The organism is Psychroserpens sp. Hel_I_66, assembly GCF_000799465.1.
GTDB lineage: Bacteria > Bacteroidota > Bacteroidia > Flavobacteriales > Flavobacteriaceae > Psychroserpens.
This window is the reverse complement of sequence record NZ_JUGU01000001.1, coordinates 549,242-568,972: the sequence shown is the minus strand read 5'-3', so window position 1 is coordinate 568,972 and position 19,731 is coordinate 549,242. Positions and strand designations below refer to the sequence as shown.

The following is a 19,731-nucleotide window of genomic DNA, read 5'->3' as shown; positions in this document are numbered from 1 at the left end:
GGAAACAAAACGTTGATTAAATTCAATTTTGTTTCTGGTTTTTTATTTCCAACGCACAACTCGCGTTTATGCAATGCTGTAACTTCCAAATTGGCTTTGTTGAAATTTGTTAAAATTCCAAAATTCTAAATCCTTACTTTTGAGGTATGATAGAAAAAGAACTTCTCAAACAAATTGAATATCTGTTTGATGATTTTATTATTAAAAATATTGAAGAAATCGGCATAGTAAAATCATTCAAGCCTAACGATATAATTATTGATATAGGTCAAGACTTAACTCATATACCTCTGCTTTTAAAAGGCAATATAAAAGTATTAAGAGTTGATAATGATGACCATGAACTACTTCTATACGTTCTAGAGAGTGGTGACACCTGCTCAATGTCACTTACCTGTTGCATGTCAAAGTCGATTAGTAAAATAAGAGCAGTTTCAGATAATGATTCCGAAGTAATAATGATTCCAAACGAGAAAATGACAGAGTGGTTTCATACCAATTCAAGTTGGCGCAACTTTATACTTCAAAGCTATCAAATTCGTTTTAATGAAATGTTAGAAACCATAGACACTCTAGCTTTCATGAAGATGGACGAACGTCTTCTCAAATATTTGATCGACACAGTTAAATTGAATGCCTCAAAAATCATAACTACAACCCACCAAGAAATTGCAGAAGATCTCAACACGTCAAGAGTCGTAATTTCGAGACTATTAAAACAGTTGGAAAACGACAATAAAATAAAACTAAGTAGAAATAAAATTGAAGTTATAGACTTTTAAGTAACATTTATCACACAGTACCTTTTTTTCAATCTTAACTTTGCATCAAAATAAAATACATGGACTATATTTTACAACCTTGGCCTTGGTATATTTCAGGACCTTTAATTGCCATTATCATGTTTACTCTTATTTACTTCGGAAAAACATTTGGTATGTCATCCAACCTTCGCACCTTCTGCTCAATTGCAGGAGCTGGAAAAAAAGTAAAATTTTTTGATTTTGACTGGAAATCCCAACGTTGGAATCTTATCGTAGTTGCTGGAGCTATAATAGGAGGATTCATTGCGCACTTTTATTTATCAGTCCCAACAAATATCGACTTGAACCCAGAAACCGTTGATACGCTCAGTTCGCTCGGTTTTGAAAACGCAGGAAAATCATTGCTTCCTCCAGAACTTTACAGCTGGGAAGCATTATTGAGTATTAAAGGACTTTCCGTTTTAATTATAGGCGGTTTTTTAGTTGGCTTTGGTACGCGTTACGCTGGAGGTTGTACCTCTGGCCACGCTATTACAGGCTTAAGTAGTTTACAACTCCCATCACTAATCGCTGTGATTGGGTTTTTTATTGGTGGCTTAATAATGATTCATTTACTATTCCCTTTAATTTTTGGTTAATATGATAAAGTATATAAAATTTTTATTCGTCGGAATTTTTTTCGGAATCGTACTCGTAAAGTCCGAAGCAGTCTCATGGTATCGCATCTACGAAATGTTCAAATTTGAATCTTTCCATATGTATGGTATTATAGGCACAGCAGTAATCACAGGAATCATTTTGCTTCTAATAAGCAAAAAATTTAAAAACATAAATGGAGGCTTAATGACTGTTCCAAGAAAAGATCAAGGTTTTATACGATACATAATTGGCGGTACCATATTTGGCTTAGGTTGGGCATTGTCAGGAGCATGTCCTGGACCAATGTATATATTAGTTGGCACAGGAGCTTTTACTATCTTGATCGTTATTTTAGCTGCCATTTTAGGGACTTACATCTATGGATTATTTAAAGATAAATTACCTCACTAATGAACACAGTTGAAATATTAGGATACATTGGAGCACTGTTTGTCGGTTTGGTTTTAGGCTTAATAGGTGGTGGTGGTTCCATTTTAACAGTTCCAATCTTAGTTTACATTATAGGTTTAAATCCAATTATTGCTACAGGCTACTCCTTATTTGTAGTAGGTGTTACAGCTGTAATTGGAGCTTTTCAGAATTTTAGAAAAGGATTGATTGATTTTAAAACTGCAATAATCTTTGCTACTCCAGCTTTAATTGCAGTCTATCTTACGCGCCTTTACTTAGTCCCAAGAATTCCTAAAGTAATTTTTACTGTCAATGATTTTGAAGTCACTAACACAATATTTATAATGATGCTTTTTGCTATTATTATGCTCTTGGCAAGTTTCTCAATGATTATCACTAAAAAAAACAAAGGAGAAGTTTTAGAAACCCAAGACGTTGTTTACAATTATCCATTAATTGCCATAGAAGGTATTATAGTAGGTATTTTAACAGGTTTAGTTGGTGCTGGCGGAGGCTTTTTAATAATTCCAGCATTAGTACTTTTAGCTAAATTACCAATGAAACAAGCTATAGGGACATCACTTTTAATTGTTGCTGTAAAATCCCTAATTGGTTTTTTGGGAGACTTACAAAATATAGACATCGATTGGCCATTCCTTCTAAAATTTACGTTTGTATCAATTATAGGGATCATTTTAGGCGTTTACTTTTCTAAATTTATAAGTGGCAAAAAATTAAAAAAAGGATTTGGGTACTTCACCTTAATAATGGCATTTTATATAATTTACAAAGAACTCTTAAGTTAAATGTAACAAAAATCACAAATCAAAATTTTAATAATCTGTATCTTTATAGTATTAAAATTATGGTCAACATAAATTAAAAAAATTAAAATCATGTCTATTATAATTGAACAAATATATACAAATTGCCTCGCTCAAGGCGCTTATTACATAGAGTCTAACGGAGAAGTTGCTATTATTGACCCGCTTCGTGAAACTCAAGCATACATCGATAAAGCAAAAAAGAGCAATGCTCAGATAAAATACATTTTTGAAACTCATTTTCATGCAGATTTTGTTTCGGGACACGTTGATTTAGCTAAAAAAACCGGAGCTACAATTGTTTATGGTCCAGGTGCAGAAACAAATTATGAAATTCATTCTGCAAAAGATAATGAAGAGTTCAAAATTGGGAATCTTACAATTAAAGCGTTGCACACTCCAGGTCATACTTTAGAATCTACAACCTATCTTTTAATGGATGAAAATGGTAAAAATCACGCTATCTTTTCTGGTGACACCTTATTTTTAGGTGATGTTGGCAGACCCGATTTGGCAATAAAATCTGATTTAACCAAAGAAGATTTAGCAGCAATGCTCTTTGATTCTCTTCGGAATAAAATAATGACACTTGCCGATGATGTCATCGTATATCCTGCTCATGGTGCAGGTTCTGCCTGCGGAAAAAATCTTAGCAAAGAAACCGTTGGCACAATTGGAGACCAAAAGAAAACAAATTACGCATTAAGAGAAGACATGACAAAAGAAGAGTTTATTACAGAAGTACTTGATGGTATGGCTCCACCTCCACAGTATTTTGAAAAAAATGCAATGCTCAATAAAACAGGTTATGAAAATTTTGAAACGGTTTTAAAAACTGGAAACATAGCTTTGTCCCCTAATGATTTTGAAGATCTGGCTAATCATGAAAACGCATTGGTCCTTGATGTAAGAACTCAAAGTGACTACATTAAAAGCCATATCCCAAACTCCATATTTATAGGTCTAAATGGCTCATTTGCACCATGGGTTGGTGCATTGATAACAGACATCAACCAACCTATTTTGTTAGTTGTTCCCGAAGGAAAAAGTCAAGAAGCGGTGACACGCTTATCTCGTGTGGGTTATGACAACACTTTAGGGTATTTAGAAGGTGGTATTGAGACTTGGATTTCCGAAGGAAAAGAAATCGATACATTAAAATCTATATCTGCAGAGACTTTTGCTGAAAGAGCAAAACAAGGAAGTGTCAACATTTTGGATGTTAGAAAAGATGGAGAGTTTCAAAGTATGCATCTCGAGGACGCCCAACATTTTGCTTTAGATTATATAAACGAGCAAATGAGTGAGGTTTCTAAAGATAAAACCTACCATATTCACTGTGCTGGTGGCTATAGAAGTGTTATTGCAGCATCCATATTAAAAGCTAGAGGGTTTCATAATCTAGTGGATATTGCTGGTGGTTTTGGAGCAATTAAAGATACTGATTTACCGATGACAGATTTTGTTTGTCCGTCCACCTTATAAATCAAATTTTAAACAATCTCAGCACTTAATCCTGCTTCTAAAAGCATAGAACATCTTGGCTCTAGCTCTTTGTACTCACCAGTCTTAACTGTACACTGTCCTTTGTAGTGAACTAAAATTGAGCACTGCTCTGCTTGTTCTGGCGTGTGTTCACATGCATAGATTAAAGTGTTTATGACATGATCAAATGTATTAACATCATCATTATATAGAACGATCTCATTGAGAGGTTGTTCTAACGTATCAACCAGGTGTTCTTCTTGTATTTTTTCTTTTGTACTCATTATTTTGTTCATAGCGCTTTATTTAATGAGGTTGGTTTTTTTAAAGTATAAATTTAATTAATTCTCATCACATAAAAAAGACTTCTGTACATAGAACAGAAGTCTTTTTAGATTATTGTTATACAAATAATATTTAATTACAAGGTCCTATTAAGCTCCAACCTCCACTTACACGTTCGTAAAGGTTTCCAAAATAAGTCACACGAGCACCAATATTATAGCTTACTCCACTTTGCCACTCTGATACGCCATCACATGGCCCAGAACTACTCTGTAGATACATAAATTCTAAAGCTATAACATCATTATTATTAAAATTGCCATCTTCACTTGTAGTGAAACAAGCTTGCATTACAGAGGTTAAATCCCTACCAGAAGGCGTTCCCGGTATTTGAACTGCACCATTTGATCCTGCACCTTCATTACCTTGGCTAGAAGCAGGACAACTTAAACGGTCAAACCAGTCGGAATGACGAAAACCAACAGAATGTCCAATCTCGTGAGTAATCACATGCTCATTGACACCTGTAGAAAACTGCTCAATATTATAAATTTGAACAAACTTATTGGGTAAGCCAGAACTTGAAGGAAAACCAGCTACACCACCTTGACTGTTTGGTGTATTAACCGAGTTATCATATACAACCATATCTGCAGCTTGATAATTTGATCCAAACGTAAGATTAAATTGTAAGGTTGTATTTAAAGCATTGTAATTGTTAACAGCTCGTTGTAAAGCAGTTTGCGCTTTACTTGAAAGAGATTGGCTACTATTAGCCACATAACCTATAATATCTATGGTTTGGTTATTTCCAGTTACCAAATTAAAGGTTCTATACTGGCGATTTAAACCAGAACCATCACCAATTAAAGTATTTAATTCATCCAAGGTAAAGGTAATATCACTACCTATATAGATTCGTTCTTCTACCGTTCCATCTGGTAAATGAAAGTCTCCAATAGACACCAAACCGACGTCAATATCTAAAGTGTGGATGGCATTTAATAATTCAGTATCTGTAACGATTGTTCTCCCTTCCAAATGATTCACATTAATGATCGATACATCATCTAAATTAGAAATATCCTCAGCACCATTGTCTTTTTCACAAGACTGAACAGAAAATAAAAGGCATAGACCACCTAAGGTCAAAAATTTTAAGTTTTTCATTTTTGAGTAAATTAAGTTAATAAATATTAAGCGAGTAGGTAGGGGAAGTTTAAATGGAACTAGTTATTTTTCTTACAACTGTTTTACCTTAAACCGTGATAATTATCATTTCAAAGATAAGTGTTTTCAAAATAAAAAAATTACGGTTTTCCCGTAATTTGAGTAGTATTTTTGTTTTTGATGTTAAAATTTTACGTAATTCATCGAAGTTAGTATTAAAATGTAAATAATTATTACTTCTGAAATTTTAAAGCCACCCAATTATTTCGCTCTAAGGTCTCCACTTTAACTAAACCCAATTTGTTACATTCTTCTTCAATGACCGGAATATCTTCGTTATAAAATCCGCTGAGAAACAGCGTTCCATTTGTGTTTAAGCATTTAGCATAGGTTTGCATATCGCTTAATAGAATATTTCGGTTGATATTTGCTATAATGATATCATAATGTCTTCCTGCCAATAAAGACGCATCTCCTTCTTCTACGGAAATGTGCTCGCAATGATTACGCTCAACATTTTCAAGACTATTGAGATAACACCAATTATCATAATCAATAGCATCTAACGGTTTTGCTCCTTTCATTTCAGCAAGAATTGCCAAGACTCCTGTACCACAACCCATATCTAAAACCGATTTATCTTTAAAATCATTTTTCAAAATATGCTGGATCATCATATGCGTGGTTTCGTGATGGCCTGTGCCAAAACTCATTTTTGGTTCTATGATAATATCGAATTCAGTGTCCGGTTTTTCATGAAATGGGGCACGAACCGAACATTTGTCATCTACAATGATAGGATTAAAATTTTTCTCCCATTCTTCATTCCAGTTGGTTTGTTCAATCTCTTCCGAAGAAAATGAAATCTCAAACTCATTAGATTTTAGGATCTGAATATCCTCAAGAATAGAATCGTAATATTCATCTTTTTGAATATAGGCAGTAACCCCTTCATCTGTTTCTACAAAACTCTCAAAACCTGCATAACCTAATTCGGCGATTAAAATTTCTACTGCTGGTTGTAAAGGTTTTACTTTGAAATAATACCCTAAATAGATGGTGTTTGACATGATGTTTGTTTAGAATACAAAGTTACATGTAAAAAATGAAATTAATGTTTGATAATTTTCAAAACTGACGTTTTTTGATTGTCTGCTCTAACCTCAACCAAGTACATGCCTTTAGAAACATTAAAAGGCAAATCAATGGTTTGTATACTACTATAATTCTTAAAGAAAACTTTTTGACCCAGAATATCAAGTATTGTAATATCTATATTACTGAAGATTTTGCCCAAATCTAAATAAAGGCTATTTACAACTGGATTGGGATATGCTTTAATTTGATTTTCTAAATTATTTTCAAAAACACTTAACGTGTTAGGTTCATTGACATCAAAAACGAACACAGCACCAGAAGAACCTAAATCATTTTCTTCATTTTCATCTTCCCCATCTTGATAAGCACCAGCCAGAGCAAAGTCACCACTTATAGCAACAGCATAACCGAAATACTCACTTGTTTGGTTGAACATATCATAAACAAAGGCGGTTTCTTCCCAAGTTCCTGATTGCTTTTCAAAAATATAGGCGCCACCATCGTCACCTGGACTACCAATATCTCTATAACGAGCGCCTATAATTATGCGGTTTCCATCAATATCGAGATCAAAACCAAATTGATCACCGTTGTCACTATTTGATGCGGTGAGTTTTTGAACTTGATTCCAAATGTCATTTTCGTCCTTTTCAAAAACATATGCAGCTCCAGTAAAATTATTATCCTGATTAGAGCCTACAACAATACTGTTTCCATCTATTGCAAGGGACCAGCCAAAATAAGCACCTTGAGTTCTGTCTGATGCGACTATTTTCTGTATTTCATTCCACACGCCAGAAGTATTTCGTTCAAAAATATAAGCACTACCAGCACTTGGCATTGTATTGACTTCATTTTCATCTTCATCTTCCTGCATGGCTCCAATAACTGCATAATTACCATCAATACTTAAACCGTTATATCCAAAATAATCGAATGTACTTCTTTCGGATGCCACTATTTTTTGGACTTCAATCCATTCTCCTGCATTATTACGTTCAAAAACATAGGCAGCACCTGCATTCTGGACAAAATTCTCTCCTGCTACATCATAGTTTTCCTGATCTACACCCACAATTGCAAAATTACTACTAATAGCTACACATCTTCCAAACTGTCTTGTTGTTTCCCTATGTGAAGCAATCAATTTTTGAACAAAAACCCAATTGTCATTTGTGTCTTTTTCATAAATATAGGCTGCACCTGCTGCGCTAATAAAATTACTATTTGATGCATCATAATCTTGAGCTCTTGCACCAATAATTAGAAAATTCCCATTTATATCTACACTAAAACCAAATATGTCATTTGCCCTTTTATCTGGAGCAGTTAATTTTTGATGCTCTATCCAGTTTCCATTGTTAGCTTTTTTATAGACATAAGCTGATCCCGTATTTAATGAAGTTACATCATCCCATTCTGCTCCTATCAATGCATAGTCTCCGCTCATCGCCACAGCATATCCAAAATGATCTCCCAATTCTCTATCGCCTGGTACAATTTTTTGGATTTGCCCCCAACCTTGGGCATTTAACATAATCGACAATAATAGTAAAACACCTGTAAGTAAAATTCGCTTCATAACTTTATAGTTTATTGATTTTTAGCAAGCTAAAACTAACTGTTATGTAAAATAATAACGTCCTATTTTATGTGATTATGAAAAAATGAGACTAATTGATGTGTCGTTGTTTAAATTGAGAAGGTGTTTCTCCCGTAATTTTTTTAAATGAGGTGTTAAAAGCTGATTTAGAATTAAATCCTGCTTCAAGACCAATAGCAACTAAGGTGTAGTTTGAAAAATCCTTATCTTTTAAATAAGACTTTGCTTCCTCTACCCTCAAAGTATTAATGTAGTCCTTGAAACTTATCTCTAATTCAGTGTTGATAATTTTTGAAAGGTGTCCTTGACTCAACTCTAATGTATCAGCGGTTTTTTCTAAAGTTAATGAGGAGTCTAAAAAACGTTTTTCGTTTTCGAGATATTGTTTTAACCGCTCAATAATAATGTGCTTTGTTTTTGACTCTGAAATTGGAGCTCTTTTTACACTTTTTTTCTGTCTTATTTGTTTTCGTTCTTCAACAATACCGTATTTATAAATACCTATGTGACCCAACCAATAAATAATAATGGTCAAAAGAATCCAAACGGGGTAATAAGAAATATCATCAAAAAGCGTCATATCTGTTACGACCAAATAAACATTTAATAGGGTTAGCACCAAAAAAAGTAACATTGTTATTTTTAACCAATTTAAGTCTAATCGGATATAGTGTCGCTGAAATTCAAAATGCGTTTTCTGATAGATTTTTATCTTAAAGAATAAAATAACCAATATGCAAATACCTAATAATCCTGTGACTAATTCTGCATAATAAGCAGAATAATATCTTAAAACACCAGTTAATTGTTCTAGAAATTCTGACTTTGAATTTATCCTAACTAAAACTTTATAGACTGTACTAATTAAAAAATGAAGGCCGAAAAGCGATAAAAGCCATTTCGATTTTTTACTGTTTTTATTCTCAGGAAATAAAAAACTCAAAACATAAAAATACAACAATGCAGGGACTAATTCTGCCCAAGGAAAGTAGTAGTATTTAAAAAAGGTATCATAATCGATTAAACCAATGTCTACAAAATAATACTGTAGATTATTAAATGAATATGTCACTATTATTGTTGCTAAAAAATAGACGCTTTTGTGATTATATTTTTCAGACAAAAAAACAACAGCACCAAATATGAGACCTTGAATAACGCCTGCTAAAATGATGCTGTTATATATATTATAATTCAAATACTTCTATTTTAGAGAAGTAAAAGATAAGCAATTTTTAAAACGCGTTTACAATCGCATAGAAATCCTCTGCTTTTAAGGATGCTCCACCAATGAGTCCGCCATCAACGTCTGGCTTTCCAAAAATCTCTTTGGCGTTGTTTGGCTTTACACTGCCTCCATAAAGAATGGATACAGAGTTTGCGACATCGTCACCATATTTTGTAGCTAATGTTTTTCTAATAAATGCGTGCATATTCTGTGCTTGCTCAGGACTCGCAGTTTCGCCAGTACCAATTGCCCAAACGGGCTCGTAAGCCAGAATGATATGTTTAAATGCCGAAGCGTCTAAATGAAAAAGCGCATTTTTAATTTGTGATTCTACTATGTTTTCTTCGTTTCCAGCTTTACGATCTTGTAATTCTTCTCCAAAACAGAAAATAATTCTCATGTCGTTTGCTAGAGCTGCATCTACTTTTTTAGCAAGAGAATCATCGGTTTCGTTATAATATGCACGACGTTCACTATGACCTAAAATTACGGTTTTAATGCCAATACTTTTTAACATACTTGCGTTCACTTCTCCTGTATATGCTCCGTTTTCTGCAAAATGCATGTTTTGTGCAACAACCTCAATTTCACCTTCTTCTCTTGTTGCTTGAAACGCAGGCCAAAGGTTGGTGTATGATGGTGCAATCATGACTTCTGCATTTGAAGTTTTTGATTGTTTCTTTAATTCTGAAATTAATGTTTGGGTTTGAGCCAAATCGTTATTCATTTTCCAGTTTCCTGCAACTATATGTTTTCTCATTGTATTGGTATTATATGTTTCCGAAGAAATTAATTTATTTTAAATGTTCTTTTATTTTTGGGTCACTTGCTTTTATTGCCCTAAATAATTTGATATTGCTTTCACTATCAATTACCATGTATCTTGGTACCCAGTCCAATCCTACAAAATCACTAAAAACGCTGTCCCAACCTTTTGGCATAAAGAAATGCTCTCCTGTGATATCATATTTTTTTATTCCGTTCTTCCAGCTTTTCTGGCTTTTATCCATTGATAAAAATACATATTTAATATCTGTAAATTCGTTTTGTAACGCTTTTACATCTGGAAATCCAACAATACAATCTCTACACCAACTTGCCCAGACATCTATTAAAACGGTTTGCCCTTTATAGGTCTCTAAGATAGATTTCAAGCTGACTTTTTCACCGTCAAGATTTACAAAATTCTCTTGTAATGCAATTGTTGAAAATTGTTTTGGTTCCTTTTGCGCTTCACAATTTGTGATGCAAAAAGCTAAAAATGCTAGGTATATTATTTTTTTCATTGTTACTTTATTTTCCTGCTTAGTTTCTAACGATTACTTATATTCTTTCTGCCTTCTCACAAATGTGTTACTCTAATTTCACTTTTGGATCTAACCACCCGTAAATAACATCGACAAAGATATTAATGATAATAAACAAAACTGCAATTACCAATACAGATCCCATAATCACTGGTAAATCTAATGTATTTAAAGCATTCACTATTTCTTTACCAAGACCGTTCCATCCAAAAATATACTCTACAAATACTGCGCCTGCCAGCATGGATGCGAACCAACCTGATATTGCTGTAACTACAGGATTCAAAGCATTTTTTACTGCGTGTTTTTTTATAATCTGAAATTCGCTGAGCCCTTTTGCTCTCGCGGTTCTAATATAATCTTGGTTAAATACTTCTAAGAGTGAATTTCGCATCAACTGAATGACTACTGCTAAGGGACGAATCCCTAAAACAATTGCTGGTAATATGAGGTTTTTCCACTTGATATGTGATTTCTCACCAAAGTCATCAAGTTCGTACAAACTTCCGGTCATTTCTAAATTGGTGTATTTGTGCAATACAAATCCAAAAAACCACGCAAATAATATGGCACTGAAAAAAGACGGTACGCTCATGCCCAAAGTACTAAAAATTTGGATGGTTTTATCTACCCATTGGTCTTTGTAGAGTGCAGATATGATTCCGAAGATAATACCTAAAACTATTGCGATTACGATTGCAGATACTGCTAAAACTGCTGTGTTTGGTAAGGTTTCTCCAATAACCTGTGATACTTTTTTACCTTGTTTGGCAAAGGATTCTCTTAGATATGGGAATTTAATAACGGTAGTTGATTTTCCGAAGGTAAACAGATGTGTTGCTGTATATTTGCCCTCACTCAAGAATGTATAATCTGTTGGGTTTGTAGAATGAAATGAGATTGGAGATAAGTCATTTAGATAATATAAATATTGTGTGCCAATTGGTTTATCAAACCCATATTTGGCCTTGACTGCTGCAATTTGCTCGCTGTCTTCATTTTGACCTAACATCATTTGTGCAGGATCACCTCCCAAAACATTAAAAAGTAGAAAAATAACTGTGACCACACCAAAAAGTGTAAGTAACGCGTAAAAGGTTTTATTTAGGATGTATTTTATCAGGTGCTATTTATTATTAATTTCTCTCTATTAATTCCCTCCAGATGAAGGAAGTAACTGAGCTCGTGACTTAAACTTCTTTGACTGATCACTCAAATTCAAGATCTTCAAGATCGTTCCAATGCACTTTTTGTGTTACTGTACCTTTTCGTAAAACAACAACTCCTGGATTTGCTCTCACTATTGTTTTTAATACTTTTTCGTCACATAGATAAAAATCAAAATCCAAATTATAGGTTTTTCTAACTTCTTTTTTCTTGGCCTCACCAGATGCTGTTAAACCAATTACAGTATAACCTTTCCTTTGTGCTTCGTCTGCCATGGCTTTTAGTTTTTGCATGCCATCAACTTCTGCTTTTTCTAAACTGTAGGATACAATCATAACCAATTTTTCTACTTCTAGAAATTGCTGGGTCAAATCTTCATCATCAGACTCTATTGAGAAATCCTGAATTTTAGGCACATCACCTTCTTCAACGACTTTTGTGTCTACACCAATGATTTTGTCATATTCCTTTGGTCCGCGACCTCTATCGGTCAAAGTTTTTTCTTCTCCATTAATAGTATAAGTCCACGTATAATCTGTGATAGCTTTTTGAGCATCTGCTGGTAATTTCATGTTTTCCTGCAGGTTGTCCCCTACTTTATATGCTCTAAAATCAAAAGTTGGCAAATGCATCAAAACATGGTACCCAAACCATAAACATACTATAAAACTTAATAATGCAGTTAGCGTAAGACCGAATCTACTCAACAACGGTTTTATATGTCTCTGACCAATAAACAGTATAATGATCATGACAAGTAGTGCGACATCTTTCCAGAAGGACTGCCAAGGCGATAATTTTAAGAAATCACCAAAACATCCACAATCTTTAACTTTTTCAAAATATGCTGCGTAAAACGTTAAAAATGTAAAGAATACAATCATAGCCAATAAACTCCACATCGTAAATTTTGGTTTATAGCCTATTAGTAAAAAGACACCTAAAACGACTTCAAACACCACTACAAAAACTGCAATTCCCAAAGCGTAAGGCGTTAAAGAAGGAATATCTAAAACGTCATAACTAAAATATTCTTGAAGTTTGTAAGAGAATCCTAAAGGGTCATTCAATTTTATAAATCCTGAAAAAACAAATAATCCTCCAACCAGGATTCTACAAATGTTAACTAGTGCTTTCATGTGTTTTTCTGTCTTTCCTGCAAAAGCAGGAATCTAATTAGTTATTATTTTTTTTGGACTCCTGCATTATCAGGAATGACAAATTACTTATTATTGAGATGGATTAAGGCAAAAACTGCATAATTAATCATATCCTGATAATTAGCATCAATCCCTTCGCTTACGATTGTTTTTCCTGCGTTGTCTTCAATTTGCTTAACACGTAATAATTTCTGTAAAATCAAATCGGTTAAACTACTCACGCGCATATCTCTCCAGGCTTCACCATAATCATGGTTTTTATCCATCATTAATTTTTTAGTAACCTTAATTTTCTCATCGTATAGAGATGTAGCTTCTTCCAAAGACAAATCTGGTTGCTCAACGACGCCCTTATCTAACTGCACCAAAGCCATGGTACAATAATTTATTATACCAATAAATTCACTAACCTCTCCTTCATCAACTTTGCGTTCACTATTTTGTTGCAGACCTCTAATACGTTGAGCTTTTATAAAAATTTGATCGGTTAAAGATGGTAATCTTAAAATTCTCCATGCGCTTCCGTAGTCTTTCATTTTATTTATAAAAAGACTTCTGCAGGTTGAAATTACTGCATCATATTGTTTTGAAGTATCTTGCATTTAAAACATTTAATTTTCCGTAAATTTCGCTTAAATAGTTCAGAGTTCAAAGTTGAATGTTCCAAATTCAAAATTTTTATGAGTTTATAACACCTTTGAATCTTCATTTCTAAATTATTCTCAGATTTATGACCATCAATTGCAAAGGCACACTTATAGATTTATCAATGCCCAAAATAATGGGTATCCTCAACGTCACACCAGACTCTTTTTATGATGGTGGACATTATCAAAACAAAATGGCAATTGTAAGTCAAGTAAAAACAATGACAGACCAAGGTGCGACTTTTATTGATGTTGGTGGCTATAGTTCTAGGCCTGATGCAGATGATGTTTCGGTAGATGAAGAGTTGCATCGTGTAATCCCGATAATTGAATTGATTTTAAATGAATATCCCGACACGCTCATTTCCATAGATACTTTTAGAAGCGAGGTTGCAAAACAAGCTGTTGCTAATGGCGCTTGCATGGTCAACGATATTTCTGCAGGTCTTTTGGATGATAACATGCTTGAAACCGTTGCTGCACTTCACGTGCCCTACATTATGATGCACATGAGAGGAAATCCTAAAACGATGCAAAACCTAACGGATTACGATAATCTGGTGAAAGATATTTTGTTTTATTTTCCTGAACGTATCACTAAAGCCAGGCAATTAGGAATTGTCGATTTAATTATAGATCCTGGTTTTGGATTCGCAAAAACAATCGAGCAAAATTATGAGCTACTCAACAAATTAGAACTTTTGAAAATGACCGATTTACCAATTCTTGCAGGACTCTCAAGAAAATCCATGATTTACAAAACCTTGAATTTTTCTGCGGAAGATGCACTAAACGGAACCACTGTTCTCAATACCATCGCCTTGCAAAAGGGTGCTAATATTTTGAGGGTTCACGATGTAAAGGAGGCTATGGAATGTATTAGATTAACTCAAAAATTAAAATAATTCAGAAAAAAAAATGAGTTTATTTATTAACCATATTTTGTTAAATTTACACAAACACTAACCATTGGATAAATTCAAATTTTGGGATTTTGGTATTATAGACTTCATCGACGTTTTTCTCGTCGCTATACTTCTCTATTATATCTACAAACTGGTTAAGGGCACAGTAGCTGTCAATATTTTTATTGGTATCATCATTATATATCTTGTTTGGAGAGTCACCGATTTTCTAGACATGTTTATGCTCCATCGTATTTTTGATGGCTTTATAAAAGTTGGGATCATTGCCCTAATTGTTGTTTTTCAACCAGAAATACGAAAATTTCTATTAATGGTTGGCTCCACAAATTTGAGTGGGAGCGGTAAGTTTTTTAAGAAAATGAAATTTCTAAAAACCGAATCGGAAACCGAAACAGATATCAATGCCATAGTTAATGCATGTGAGAAAATGGGACAATCTAGAACTGGTGCACTTATCGTAATAGAACGCAACAACAATCTCGACTTTTTGATCAATACTGGTGACGCAATGAATATAAAAGTCACACAACCCATCATTGAAAGTATCTTTTTTAAAAACAGTCCTTTACACGATGGTGCAGTTATTATAGAAAACAATACGGTTAAAGCAACGCGTGTCATACTTCCTGTTAGCAATGAACAAAACATACCACAGCGTTTTGGACTTCGTCATCGTGCAGCTGTTGGTATAACTGAGAAAACAGATGCCCTTGCTCTCGCTGTTAGTGAAGAAACCGGACAAATATCATATCTAAAAAACGGTGAATTTGTCATCTTTGAAGATATAAATGAACTTACAGCTTTACTTTATACAGATTTGACCTAAGATGAACTGTAAAAACTGTAATACAATTTTAGACCATCAAATTAATTATTGCTCTTTTTGTGGAGCTAAAGTTGTAAGAAAACGGTTGACCTTAAAAAGTATATGGCAAGATGTAAGTCTACAATTCTTAAATATCGATAATACTTTTTTAAAAACATTCATTCATCTTTGTACACAACCCGAAACTGTAATATGTGGATTTATTGATGGCATAAGAAAAAAATACATCAATGTCATACAGTATTTTGCAATAGCATTGACACTTGTTGGGATTCAAGTATTTTTAATGAATACTTTTTTTAGTGAAGATCTGGAACATACATTTGATTTTTTAACTTCTCTAGAAAAAGCTACCAAAACGAATGGTAACGCATTAACCAATAATCCGTTTTCTAGTTTTGAAGAAGTTAACAGGTATCAGAGTTTGATTTATATATTAACCGTGCCTGTGTATACCGTGGCTACCTGGTTAGCATACAAAATAATTAAACCGTCAAAGAATTATAACTTTACAGAGCATTTGGTTTTAAACTTGTACTATAATGCTCAAATTATAATCGTTACCGCTATCCTTAGTATTTTCTTCTTATGTTTTGGATTTAATTACTTATTGATCTCTGGTTTTGTTTCTATACTATTATTTATATATCTGTTTTACGTACTCAAAAGAGTTTTTGACGTATCTTTTTTAGAAGCTTTTGCTCACTTCGTCTTAGTTATGGTTCTTTTTAGTTTTCTATTAGTACTTTTAGGTCTCTTAGTTGTGATAATTGGCTTCCTGTATGCTGTAATGTTTAAAGATCAAATTTCTGTAACTATCTAATGAACTGTAAAAACTGTAATTACGAACTACCAACTAACAGTGACTACTGCAATGCTTGTGGTGGAAAAGTGATAAGAAACCGACTGACTTTTAAAAATCTTTTTGAACATTTTACCGAGACCTTTTTTAACTATGACAATAAATTGTTGCGCACTTTTATTGACATGTTCAAAAAACCAGAGGTCGTTATCGATACCTACGTACAAGGGGTGAGAAAACGTTATGTAAATCCTGTTAGTTTCTTCGGAATCATTTTAACCATAAACGGGTTAAACATATTTTTAATAAGCAAATTTTTCAAAAAATACCTTGACGCTTCGCAAATGATGGGAGATACTGCTTCTGCTGAAAACGAAGCTACCAGAAAAATGTTGGCTTTGTCATCAGATTTTTCTTTAGAATATGGCTCGCTCTTATTTTCGCTACTTATACCACTCGCTGCATTGGTTGGCTTGATCGTTTTTTACAATAAGAGGTATAATTATACCGAGCATGTGATACTTTATCTCTACAGTATGTCTATGTATTCGATACTTTCAGTGATTTTTGGACTTCTTGTTTTATTGATTGTACCAAATAGCTATATGTCTTTCGCTATTGTGATGTACGTTTTTATTTTTGTTTACCACTGCTATATTTTTAAGCGCTTGTTCAGCTTAAGCATGAAGCAACTTATCTTGAAAATATTACTGTTTCTGGTTGTATTCTTCATCTTTTACATTGGTATCTCAATACTTGTAACCATACTACTTTTAATTACTGGAGCTATAAATTTAGAAGATTTTGTTCCGAAGAAAAATTAAACTGCCTCAGCCTTTAAAAATTGTACCTCGTACAAATTACGATAGATTCCGTTTTCAACTTTAAGCAGTTCGTGATGGGTTCCTTTCTCTACGATTTGACCTGCATCCATCACAATAATTTGGTCTGCTTGTTGTACGGTTGCCAAACGATGGGCAATAACGATTGAGGTTCTACCTTCTGTAATTTTATCTGTAGCGTCTTGTATCAACTGTTCAGAATATGAATCTACAGAAGATGTTGCTTCGTCCAATACCAAAATACTAGGATTGGTCACATAGGCTCTCAAAAAAGATATTAATTGACGTTGACCAGAAGATAACATCGATCCACGCTCTTTTACATTATAATGGTAACCGTTGGGAAGACTTGAAATAAACTCATGAATCCCGATATCTTTTGCTGCTTGTATGACATCTTCTTCGGAAATGTTCTCATCCTTAAGTGTAATATTATTTAAAATAGTATCTGCAAATAAAAATACATCTTGCAAAACAACTGCAATTTGCGACCTAAGCGATTTTAAAGTCATTTGTTTAATGTCTGTACCATCAATGCAAATTGTACCTGCGCTAATATCATAGAAGCGATTAAGCAAATTAATAATAGTCGATTTTCCTGCTCCTGTAGATCCTACAATTGCTATGGTTTGACCCGCTTTGACCTCTAATGAGACACCTTTTAAAACTTCTTCGTCCTGTATATATGAAAATCTCACGTTTTTGAATGCAATATCACCTTTAAATTCCGTAGCAATCAAAGTTCCTGAATCATCAATTTGGGATGTTGTATCCAAAACCTTAAACACGCGATCTGCAGCAACCATTCCCATTTGAAGCGTATTAAATTTATTTGCTATCTGGTTTAAGGGCCTAAAGAGCATTGGCACAAACATTATGAAAGCAAAAAGCTCACCTTCACTAGCTGTACCGTTCATAACGACGCTTATACCTCCAACCCAAATAATGGTTCCCAAGGTTATTGAGGATAATAAATCTGCAATTGGAAAAAACACAGAGTTGTACCACACCGTTTTTAACCAACCTTTTTTGTGACGCTCGTTTATTTGTTTGAATTTCTTATACTCTGTATCTTCTCGGGTAAATAATTGTAGAATTTTCATTCCCGTCACCCGTTCCTGAACAAAGGAATTTAAATTTGATACTTCGTTACGCACTTCCTCAAAAGCACGTTTCATATATTTTTGGAATATTTTAGTGGCAAACAAAACAATTGGCATTGTTACAAAAGCAATCAAACTTAGCTTCCAATTCATGTAAAACATGACTCCTCCAACGACCAGCATTTTTAGAACATCACTAAAAATCATAAAAAGTCCATCGCCAAAGATATCAGCTATACGCTCCATGTCTGTGACTGTTCTGGTAATTAGGACACCAACTGAAGAATTATCGTAATACTTCATTTTAAATCCCATGACGTGCTTGTAAAGTTTTACTCTTATATCTTTTACTACAGATTGTCCAAGCCAACTAGCATAATAAATAAATAACAATTGACTAACTACTTCAAGAAACAATAAAACAAGCATTACAATAATGTAAAACAAGAAGCCATCATATTGCTTTAAAGCCACATGTTTATCTATTGCCTGTTGGAGAATATAAGGTCTCAAAGCACCAAAAACAGCAAGGCCTAAAACACAAATTAAAGATATAACAAAAACTTTTTTGTATGGTTTTATATATTGCAACAAACGCTTAAATAAGGTTAAATCAAATACCTTTTTCTTTTGGTTTTCCATTTAATATTTTACTTTTTTTATCTGATTTGGGTAATCCACATTTACAAGATAAAGACCATGGGCAGGTACTGAAAATCCAGCCTCGCTCCTATTCTTAGATTCTATGATATTATGAAGATGTTCTAACTCCATTTTACCTAAGCCAATATTAACAAGCGTTCCCACGATAGCTCTAACCATATTTCGTAAAAAACGATCTGCCTTTATTGTAAATATCAACTCATCATTCTCAACACTCCAATCTGCTTTCATAAGTTTACAATGATACGTTTTTACATCTGTATTTACTTTAGAAAAACATTGAAAATCGTTATACTGCAATAGGATCCCACAGGCTTTGTTCATCAAATTTACGTCCAATCGTTTTTGCAATGTAAAGGCAAAATCATAATTAAATACATTTTTATGAGTGGAGATCCTGTAATTATAGGTTCTACTTACTGCACTAAATCTTGCGTGCACATCATCTTCAACTTCAAAAATAAATGTGATCGCAATATCTTTTGGGAGAAATGAATTTAATTTAAAAACCAGGTTTTCTGGCAATTTCCCATCAAAATCAAAGTGTGCGAACATTTGTGAGGCATGCACACCAGTATCTGTTCTACCCGCTCCAACTATAGAGATGTCCTGTTTTAATAAAGTAGATAAAGCGTTTTCCAAAACTTCTTGTACAGTAATCGCATCTGGTTGATTTTGCCATCCATGGTAAGCTTTTCCGTTGTATGATAATTCGATAAAAAAACGCAATAGAAATGGTATTTTTGTAAAAGCACAAAGATAATTAGTTTTGAACGTTATC

21 protein-coding genes are annotated in these 19,731 nt (G+C 33.6%); 9 read left to right on the top strand and 12 right to left on the bottom strand.

What is annotated here, in order from left to right; all coding sequences use genetic code 11:
• The first annotated feature begins 146 nt into the window (after positions 1 to 146).
• The 5 genes from GQ40_RS02670 (at position 147) to GQ40_RS02650 (ending at position 4,123) form a co-directional block, all read left to right on the top strand.
• Positions 147 to 782, top strand: coding sequence for a Crp/Fnr family transcriptional regulator (locus GQ40_RS02670; protein ID WP_047545516.1), 636 nt, complete (start codon positions 147 to 149; stop codon positions 780 to 782).
• 59 nt (positions 783 to 841) lie between these two features.
• Positions 842 to 1,402, top strand: a complete 561-nt coding sequence (locus GQ40_RS02665) for a YeeE/YedE family protein (RefSeq protein WP_047545514.1) — start codon at positions 842 to 844, stop codon at positions 1,400 to 1,402.
• Between the two features lie 4 nt (positions 1,403 to 1,406).
• Positions 1,407 to 1,814, top strand: coding sequence for a DUF6691 family protein (locus tag GQ40_RS02660; RefSeq protein ID WP_047551330.1), 408 nt, complete (start codon positions 1,407 to 1,409; stop codon positions 1,812 to 1,814).
• Complete coding sequence (locus GQ40_RS02655) at positions 1,814 to 2,620, top strand: sulfite exporter TauE/SafE family protein (protein ID WP_047545512.1); 807 nt, start codon at positions 1,814 to 1,816, stop codon at positions 2,618 to 2,620. The genes GQ40_RS02660 and GQ40_RS02655 overlap by 1 nt, the downstream gene beginning before the upstream one ends.
• A 96-nt stretch (positions 2,621 to 2,716) precedes the next feature.
• Positions 2,717 to 4,123 (top strand): MBL fold metallo-hydrolase, encoded by a 1,407-nt coding sequence (locus GQ40_RS02650; RefSeq protein WP_047551327.1) that lies wholly within the window; start codon positions 2,717 to 2,719, stop codon positions 4,121 to 4,123.
• Positions 4,124 to 4,131: 8 nt separating this feature from the next.
• Here GQ40_RS02650 and GQ40_RS02645 read toward each other — a convergent pair whose 3' ends face one another.
• From GQ40_RS02645 to GQ40_RS02600, 10 genes are all read right to left on the bottom strand, one after another.
• The gene (locus tag GQ40_RS02645; protein ID WP_047551324.1) at positions 4,132 to 4,407 is read right to left on the bottom strand and encodes an ATP-dependent Clp protease adaptor ClpS; all 276 of its coding nucleotides are present in this window, start codon (positions 4,405 to 4,407) and stop codon (positions 4,132 to 4,134) included.
• Positions 4,408 to 4,540: 133 nt separating this feature from the next.
• Entirely contained in the window at positions 4,541 to 5,578 is a 1,038-nt protein-coding gene (locus GQ40_RS02640; RefSeq protein ID WP_047545510.1) for a M57 family metalloprotease, read from the bottom strand.
• 233 nt (positions 5,579 to 5,811) lie between these two features.
• Positions 5,812 to 6,648, bottom strand: a complete 837-nt coding sequence (gene prmA, locus GQ40_RS02635; RefSeq protein WP_047545508.1) for a 50S ribosomal protein L11 methyltransferase — start codon at positions 6,646 to 6,648, stop codon at positions 5,812 to 5,814.
• A 41-nt stretch (positions 6,649 to 6,689) separates the two neighbouring features.
• Positions 6,690 to 8,258: a T9SS type A sorting domain-containing protein gene (locus GQ40_RS02630; RefSeq protein ID WP_047545506.1), complete on the bottom strand. Its 1,569-nt coding sequence runs from the start codon at positions 8,256 to 8,258 to the stop codon at positions 6,690 to 6,692.
• A 91-nt stretch (positions 8,259 to 8,349) separates the two neighbouring features.
• Entirely contained in the window at positions 8,350 to 9,477 is a 1,128-nt protein-coding gene (locus GQ40_RS02625; RefSeq protein ID WP_047545503.1) for a helix-turn-helix domain-containing protein, read from the bottom strand.
• A gap of 37 nt (positions 9,478 to 9,514) precedes the next feature.
• Positions 9,515 to 10,267, bottom strand: coding sequence for a triose-phosphate isomerase (gene tpiA / locus GQ40_RS02620; protein WP_047545501.1), 753 nt, complete (start codon positions 10,265 to 10,267; stop codon positions 9,515 to 9,517).
• A 34-nt stretch (positions 10,268 to 10,301) separates the two neighbouring features.
• Positions 10,302 to 10,793 (bottom strand): TlpA family protein disulfide reductase, encoded by a 492-nt coding sequence (locus GQ40_RS02615; protein WP_047545499.1) that lies wholly within the window; start codon positions 10,791 to 10,793, stop codon positions 10,302 to 10,304.
• A 67-nt stretch (positions 10,794 to 10,860) separates the two neighbouring features.
• Positions 10,861 to 11,937: an ABC transporter permease gene (locus tag GQ40_RS02610; RefSeq protein WP_047545497.1), complete on the bottom strand. Its 1,077-nt coding sequence runs from the start codon at positions 11,935 to 11,937 to the stop codon at positions 10,861 to 10,863.
• A gap of 85 nt (positions 11,938 to 12,022) precedes the next feature.
• A complete protein-coding gene (locus GQ40_RS02605) occupies positions 12,023 to 13,120 on the bottom strand; it encodes a BT_3928 family protein (protein WP_047545495.1) in 1,098 nt (365 codons plus the stop codon).
• Positions 13,121 to 13,203: 83 nt separating this feature from the next.
• On the bottom strand, positions 13,204 to 13,743 hold the full coding sequence (locus GQ40_RS02600; protein WP_047545493.1) for a DUF1599 domain-containing protein: 540 nt from the start codon (positions 13,741 to 13,743) through the stop codon (positions 13,204 to 13,206).
• 128 nt (positions 13,744 to 13,871) lie between these two features.
• On the opposite strand from GQ40_RS02600, the gene folP reads away from it, so the two are divergent.
• From folP to GQ40_RS02580, 4 genes are all read left to right on the top strand, one after another.
• A complete protein-coding gene (folP, locus tag GQ40_RS02595; RefSeq protein ID WP_047545490.1) occupies positions 13,872 to 14,693 on the top strand; it encodes a dihydropteroate synthase in 822 nt (273 codons plus the stop codon).
• A gap of 64 nt (positions 14,694 to 14,757) precedes the next feature.
• Positions 14,758 to 15,540, top strand: coding sequence for a diadenylate cyclase CdaA (gene cdaA, locus GQ40_RS02590; RefSeq protein ID WP_047545488.1), 783 nt, complete (start codon positions 14,758 to 14,760; stop codon positions 15,538 to 15,540).
• A gap of 1 nt (position 15,541) precedes the next feature.
• Positions 15,542 to 16,363: a DUF3667 domain-containing protein gene (locus tag GQ40_RS02585; protein ID WP_047545486.1), complete on the top strand. Its 822-nt coding sequence runs from the start codon at positions 15,542 to 15,544 to the stop codon at positions 16,361 to 16,363.
• Positions 16,363 to 17,166, top strand: a complete 804-nt coding sequence (locus GQ40_RS02580; RefSeq protein ID WP_047545484.1) for a DUF3667 domain-containing protein — start codon at positions 16,363 to 16,365, stop codon at positions 17,164 to 17,166. The genes GQ40_RS02585 and GQ40_RS02580 overlap by 1 nt, the downstream gene beginning before the upstream one ends.
• On the opposite strand, the gene GQ40_RS02575 is transcribed toward GQ40_RS02580, so the two are convergent.
• Together GQ40_RS02575 and truA are read right to left on the bottom strand one after the other, a co-directional pair.
• A complete protein-coding gene (locus tag GQ40_RS02575; RefSeq protein ID WP_047545481.1) occupies positions 17,163 to 18,929 on the bottom strand; it encodes an ABC transporter ATP-binding protein in 1,767 nt (588 codons plus the stop codon). The two genes, GQ40_RS02580 and GQ40_RS02575, sit on opposite strands and share 4 nt — an antisense overlap.
• On the bottom strand, positions 18,930 to 19,679 hold the full coding sequence (gene truA, locus GQ40_RS02570; protein WP_047545479.1) for a tRNA pseudouridine(38-40) synthase TruA: 750 nt from the start codon (positions 19,677 to 19,679) through the stop codon (positions 18,930 to 18,932).
• Positions 19,680 to 19,731 lie beyond the last annotated feature (52 nt).

Excerpts from the sequence above, each read along its gene's own strand:
- prmA (WP_047545508.1), bottom strand. The coding sequence starts at position 6,648 with ATGTCAAACACCATCTATTTAGGGTATTATTTCAAAGTAAAACCTTTA.
- GQ40_RS02665 (WP_047545514.1), top strand. The coding sequence starts at position 842 with ATGGACTATATTTTACAACCTTGGCCTTGGTATATTTCAGGACCTTTA.
- GQ40_RS02645 (WP_047551324.1), bottom strand. The coding sequence starts at position 4,407 with ATGAGTACAAAAGAAAAAATACAAGAAGAACACCTGGTTGATACGTTA.
- GQ40_RS02605 (WP_047545495.1), bottom strand. The coding sequence starts at position 13,120 with ATGAAAGCACTAGTTAACATTTGTAGAATCCTGGTTGGAGGATTATTT.
- GQ40_RS02580 (WP_047545484.1), top strand. The coding sequence starts at position 16,363 with ATGAACTGTAAAAACTGTAATTACGAACTACCAACTAACAGTGACTAC.
- folP (WP_047545490.1), top strand. The coding sequence starts at position 13,872 with ATGACCATCAATTGCAAAGGCACACTTATAGATTTATCAATGCCCAAA.
- GQ40_RS02630 (WP_047545506.1), bottom strand. The coding sequence starts at position 8,258 with ATGAAGCGAATTTTACTTACAGGTGTTTTACTATTATTGTCGATTATG.
- GQ40_RS02615 (WP_047545499.1), bottom strand. The coding sequence starts at position 10,793 with ATGAAAAAAATAATATACCTAGCATTTTTAGCTTTTTGCATCACAAAT.
- tpiA (WP_047545501.1), bottom strand. The coding sequence starts at position 10,267 with ATGAGAAAACATATAGTTGCAGGAAACTGGAAAATGAATAACGATTTG.
- GQ40_RS02585 (WP_047545486.1), top strand. The coding sequence starts at position 15,542 with ATGAACTGTAAAAACTGTAATACAATTTTAGACCATCAAATTAATTAT.
- GQ40_RS02600 (WP_047545493.1), bottom strand. The coding sequence starts at position 13,743 with ATGCAAGATACTTCAAAACAATATGATGCAGTAATTTCAACCTGCAGA.
- GQ40_RS02670 (WP_047545516.1), top strand. The coding sequence starts at position 147 with ATGATAGAAAAAGAACTTCTCAAACAAATTGAATATCTGTTTGATGAT.
- GQ40_RS02640 (WP_047545510.1), bottom strand. The coding sequence starts at position 5,578 with ATGAAAAACTTAAAATTTTTGACCTTAGGTGGTCTATGCCTTTTATTT.
- GQ40_RS02655 (WP_047545512.1), top strand. The coding sequence starts at position 1,814 with ATGAACACAGTTGAAATATTAGGATACATTGGAGCACTGTTTGTCGGT.
- GQ40_RS02575 (WP_047545481.1), bottom strand. The coding sequence starts at position 18,929 with ATGGAAAACCAAAAGAAAAAGGTATTTGATTTAACCTTATTTAAGCGT.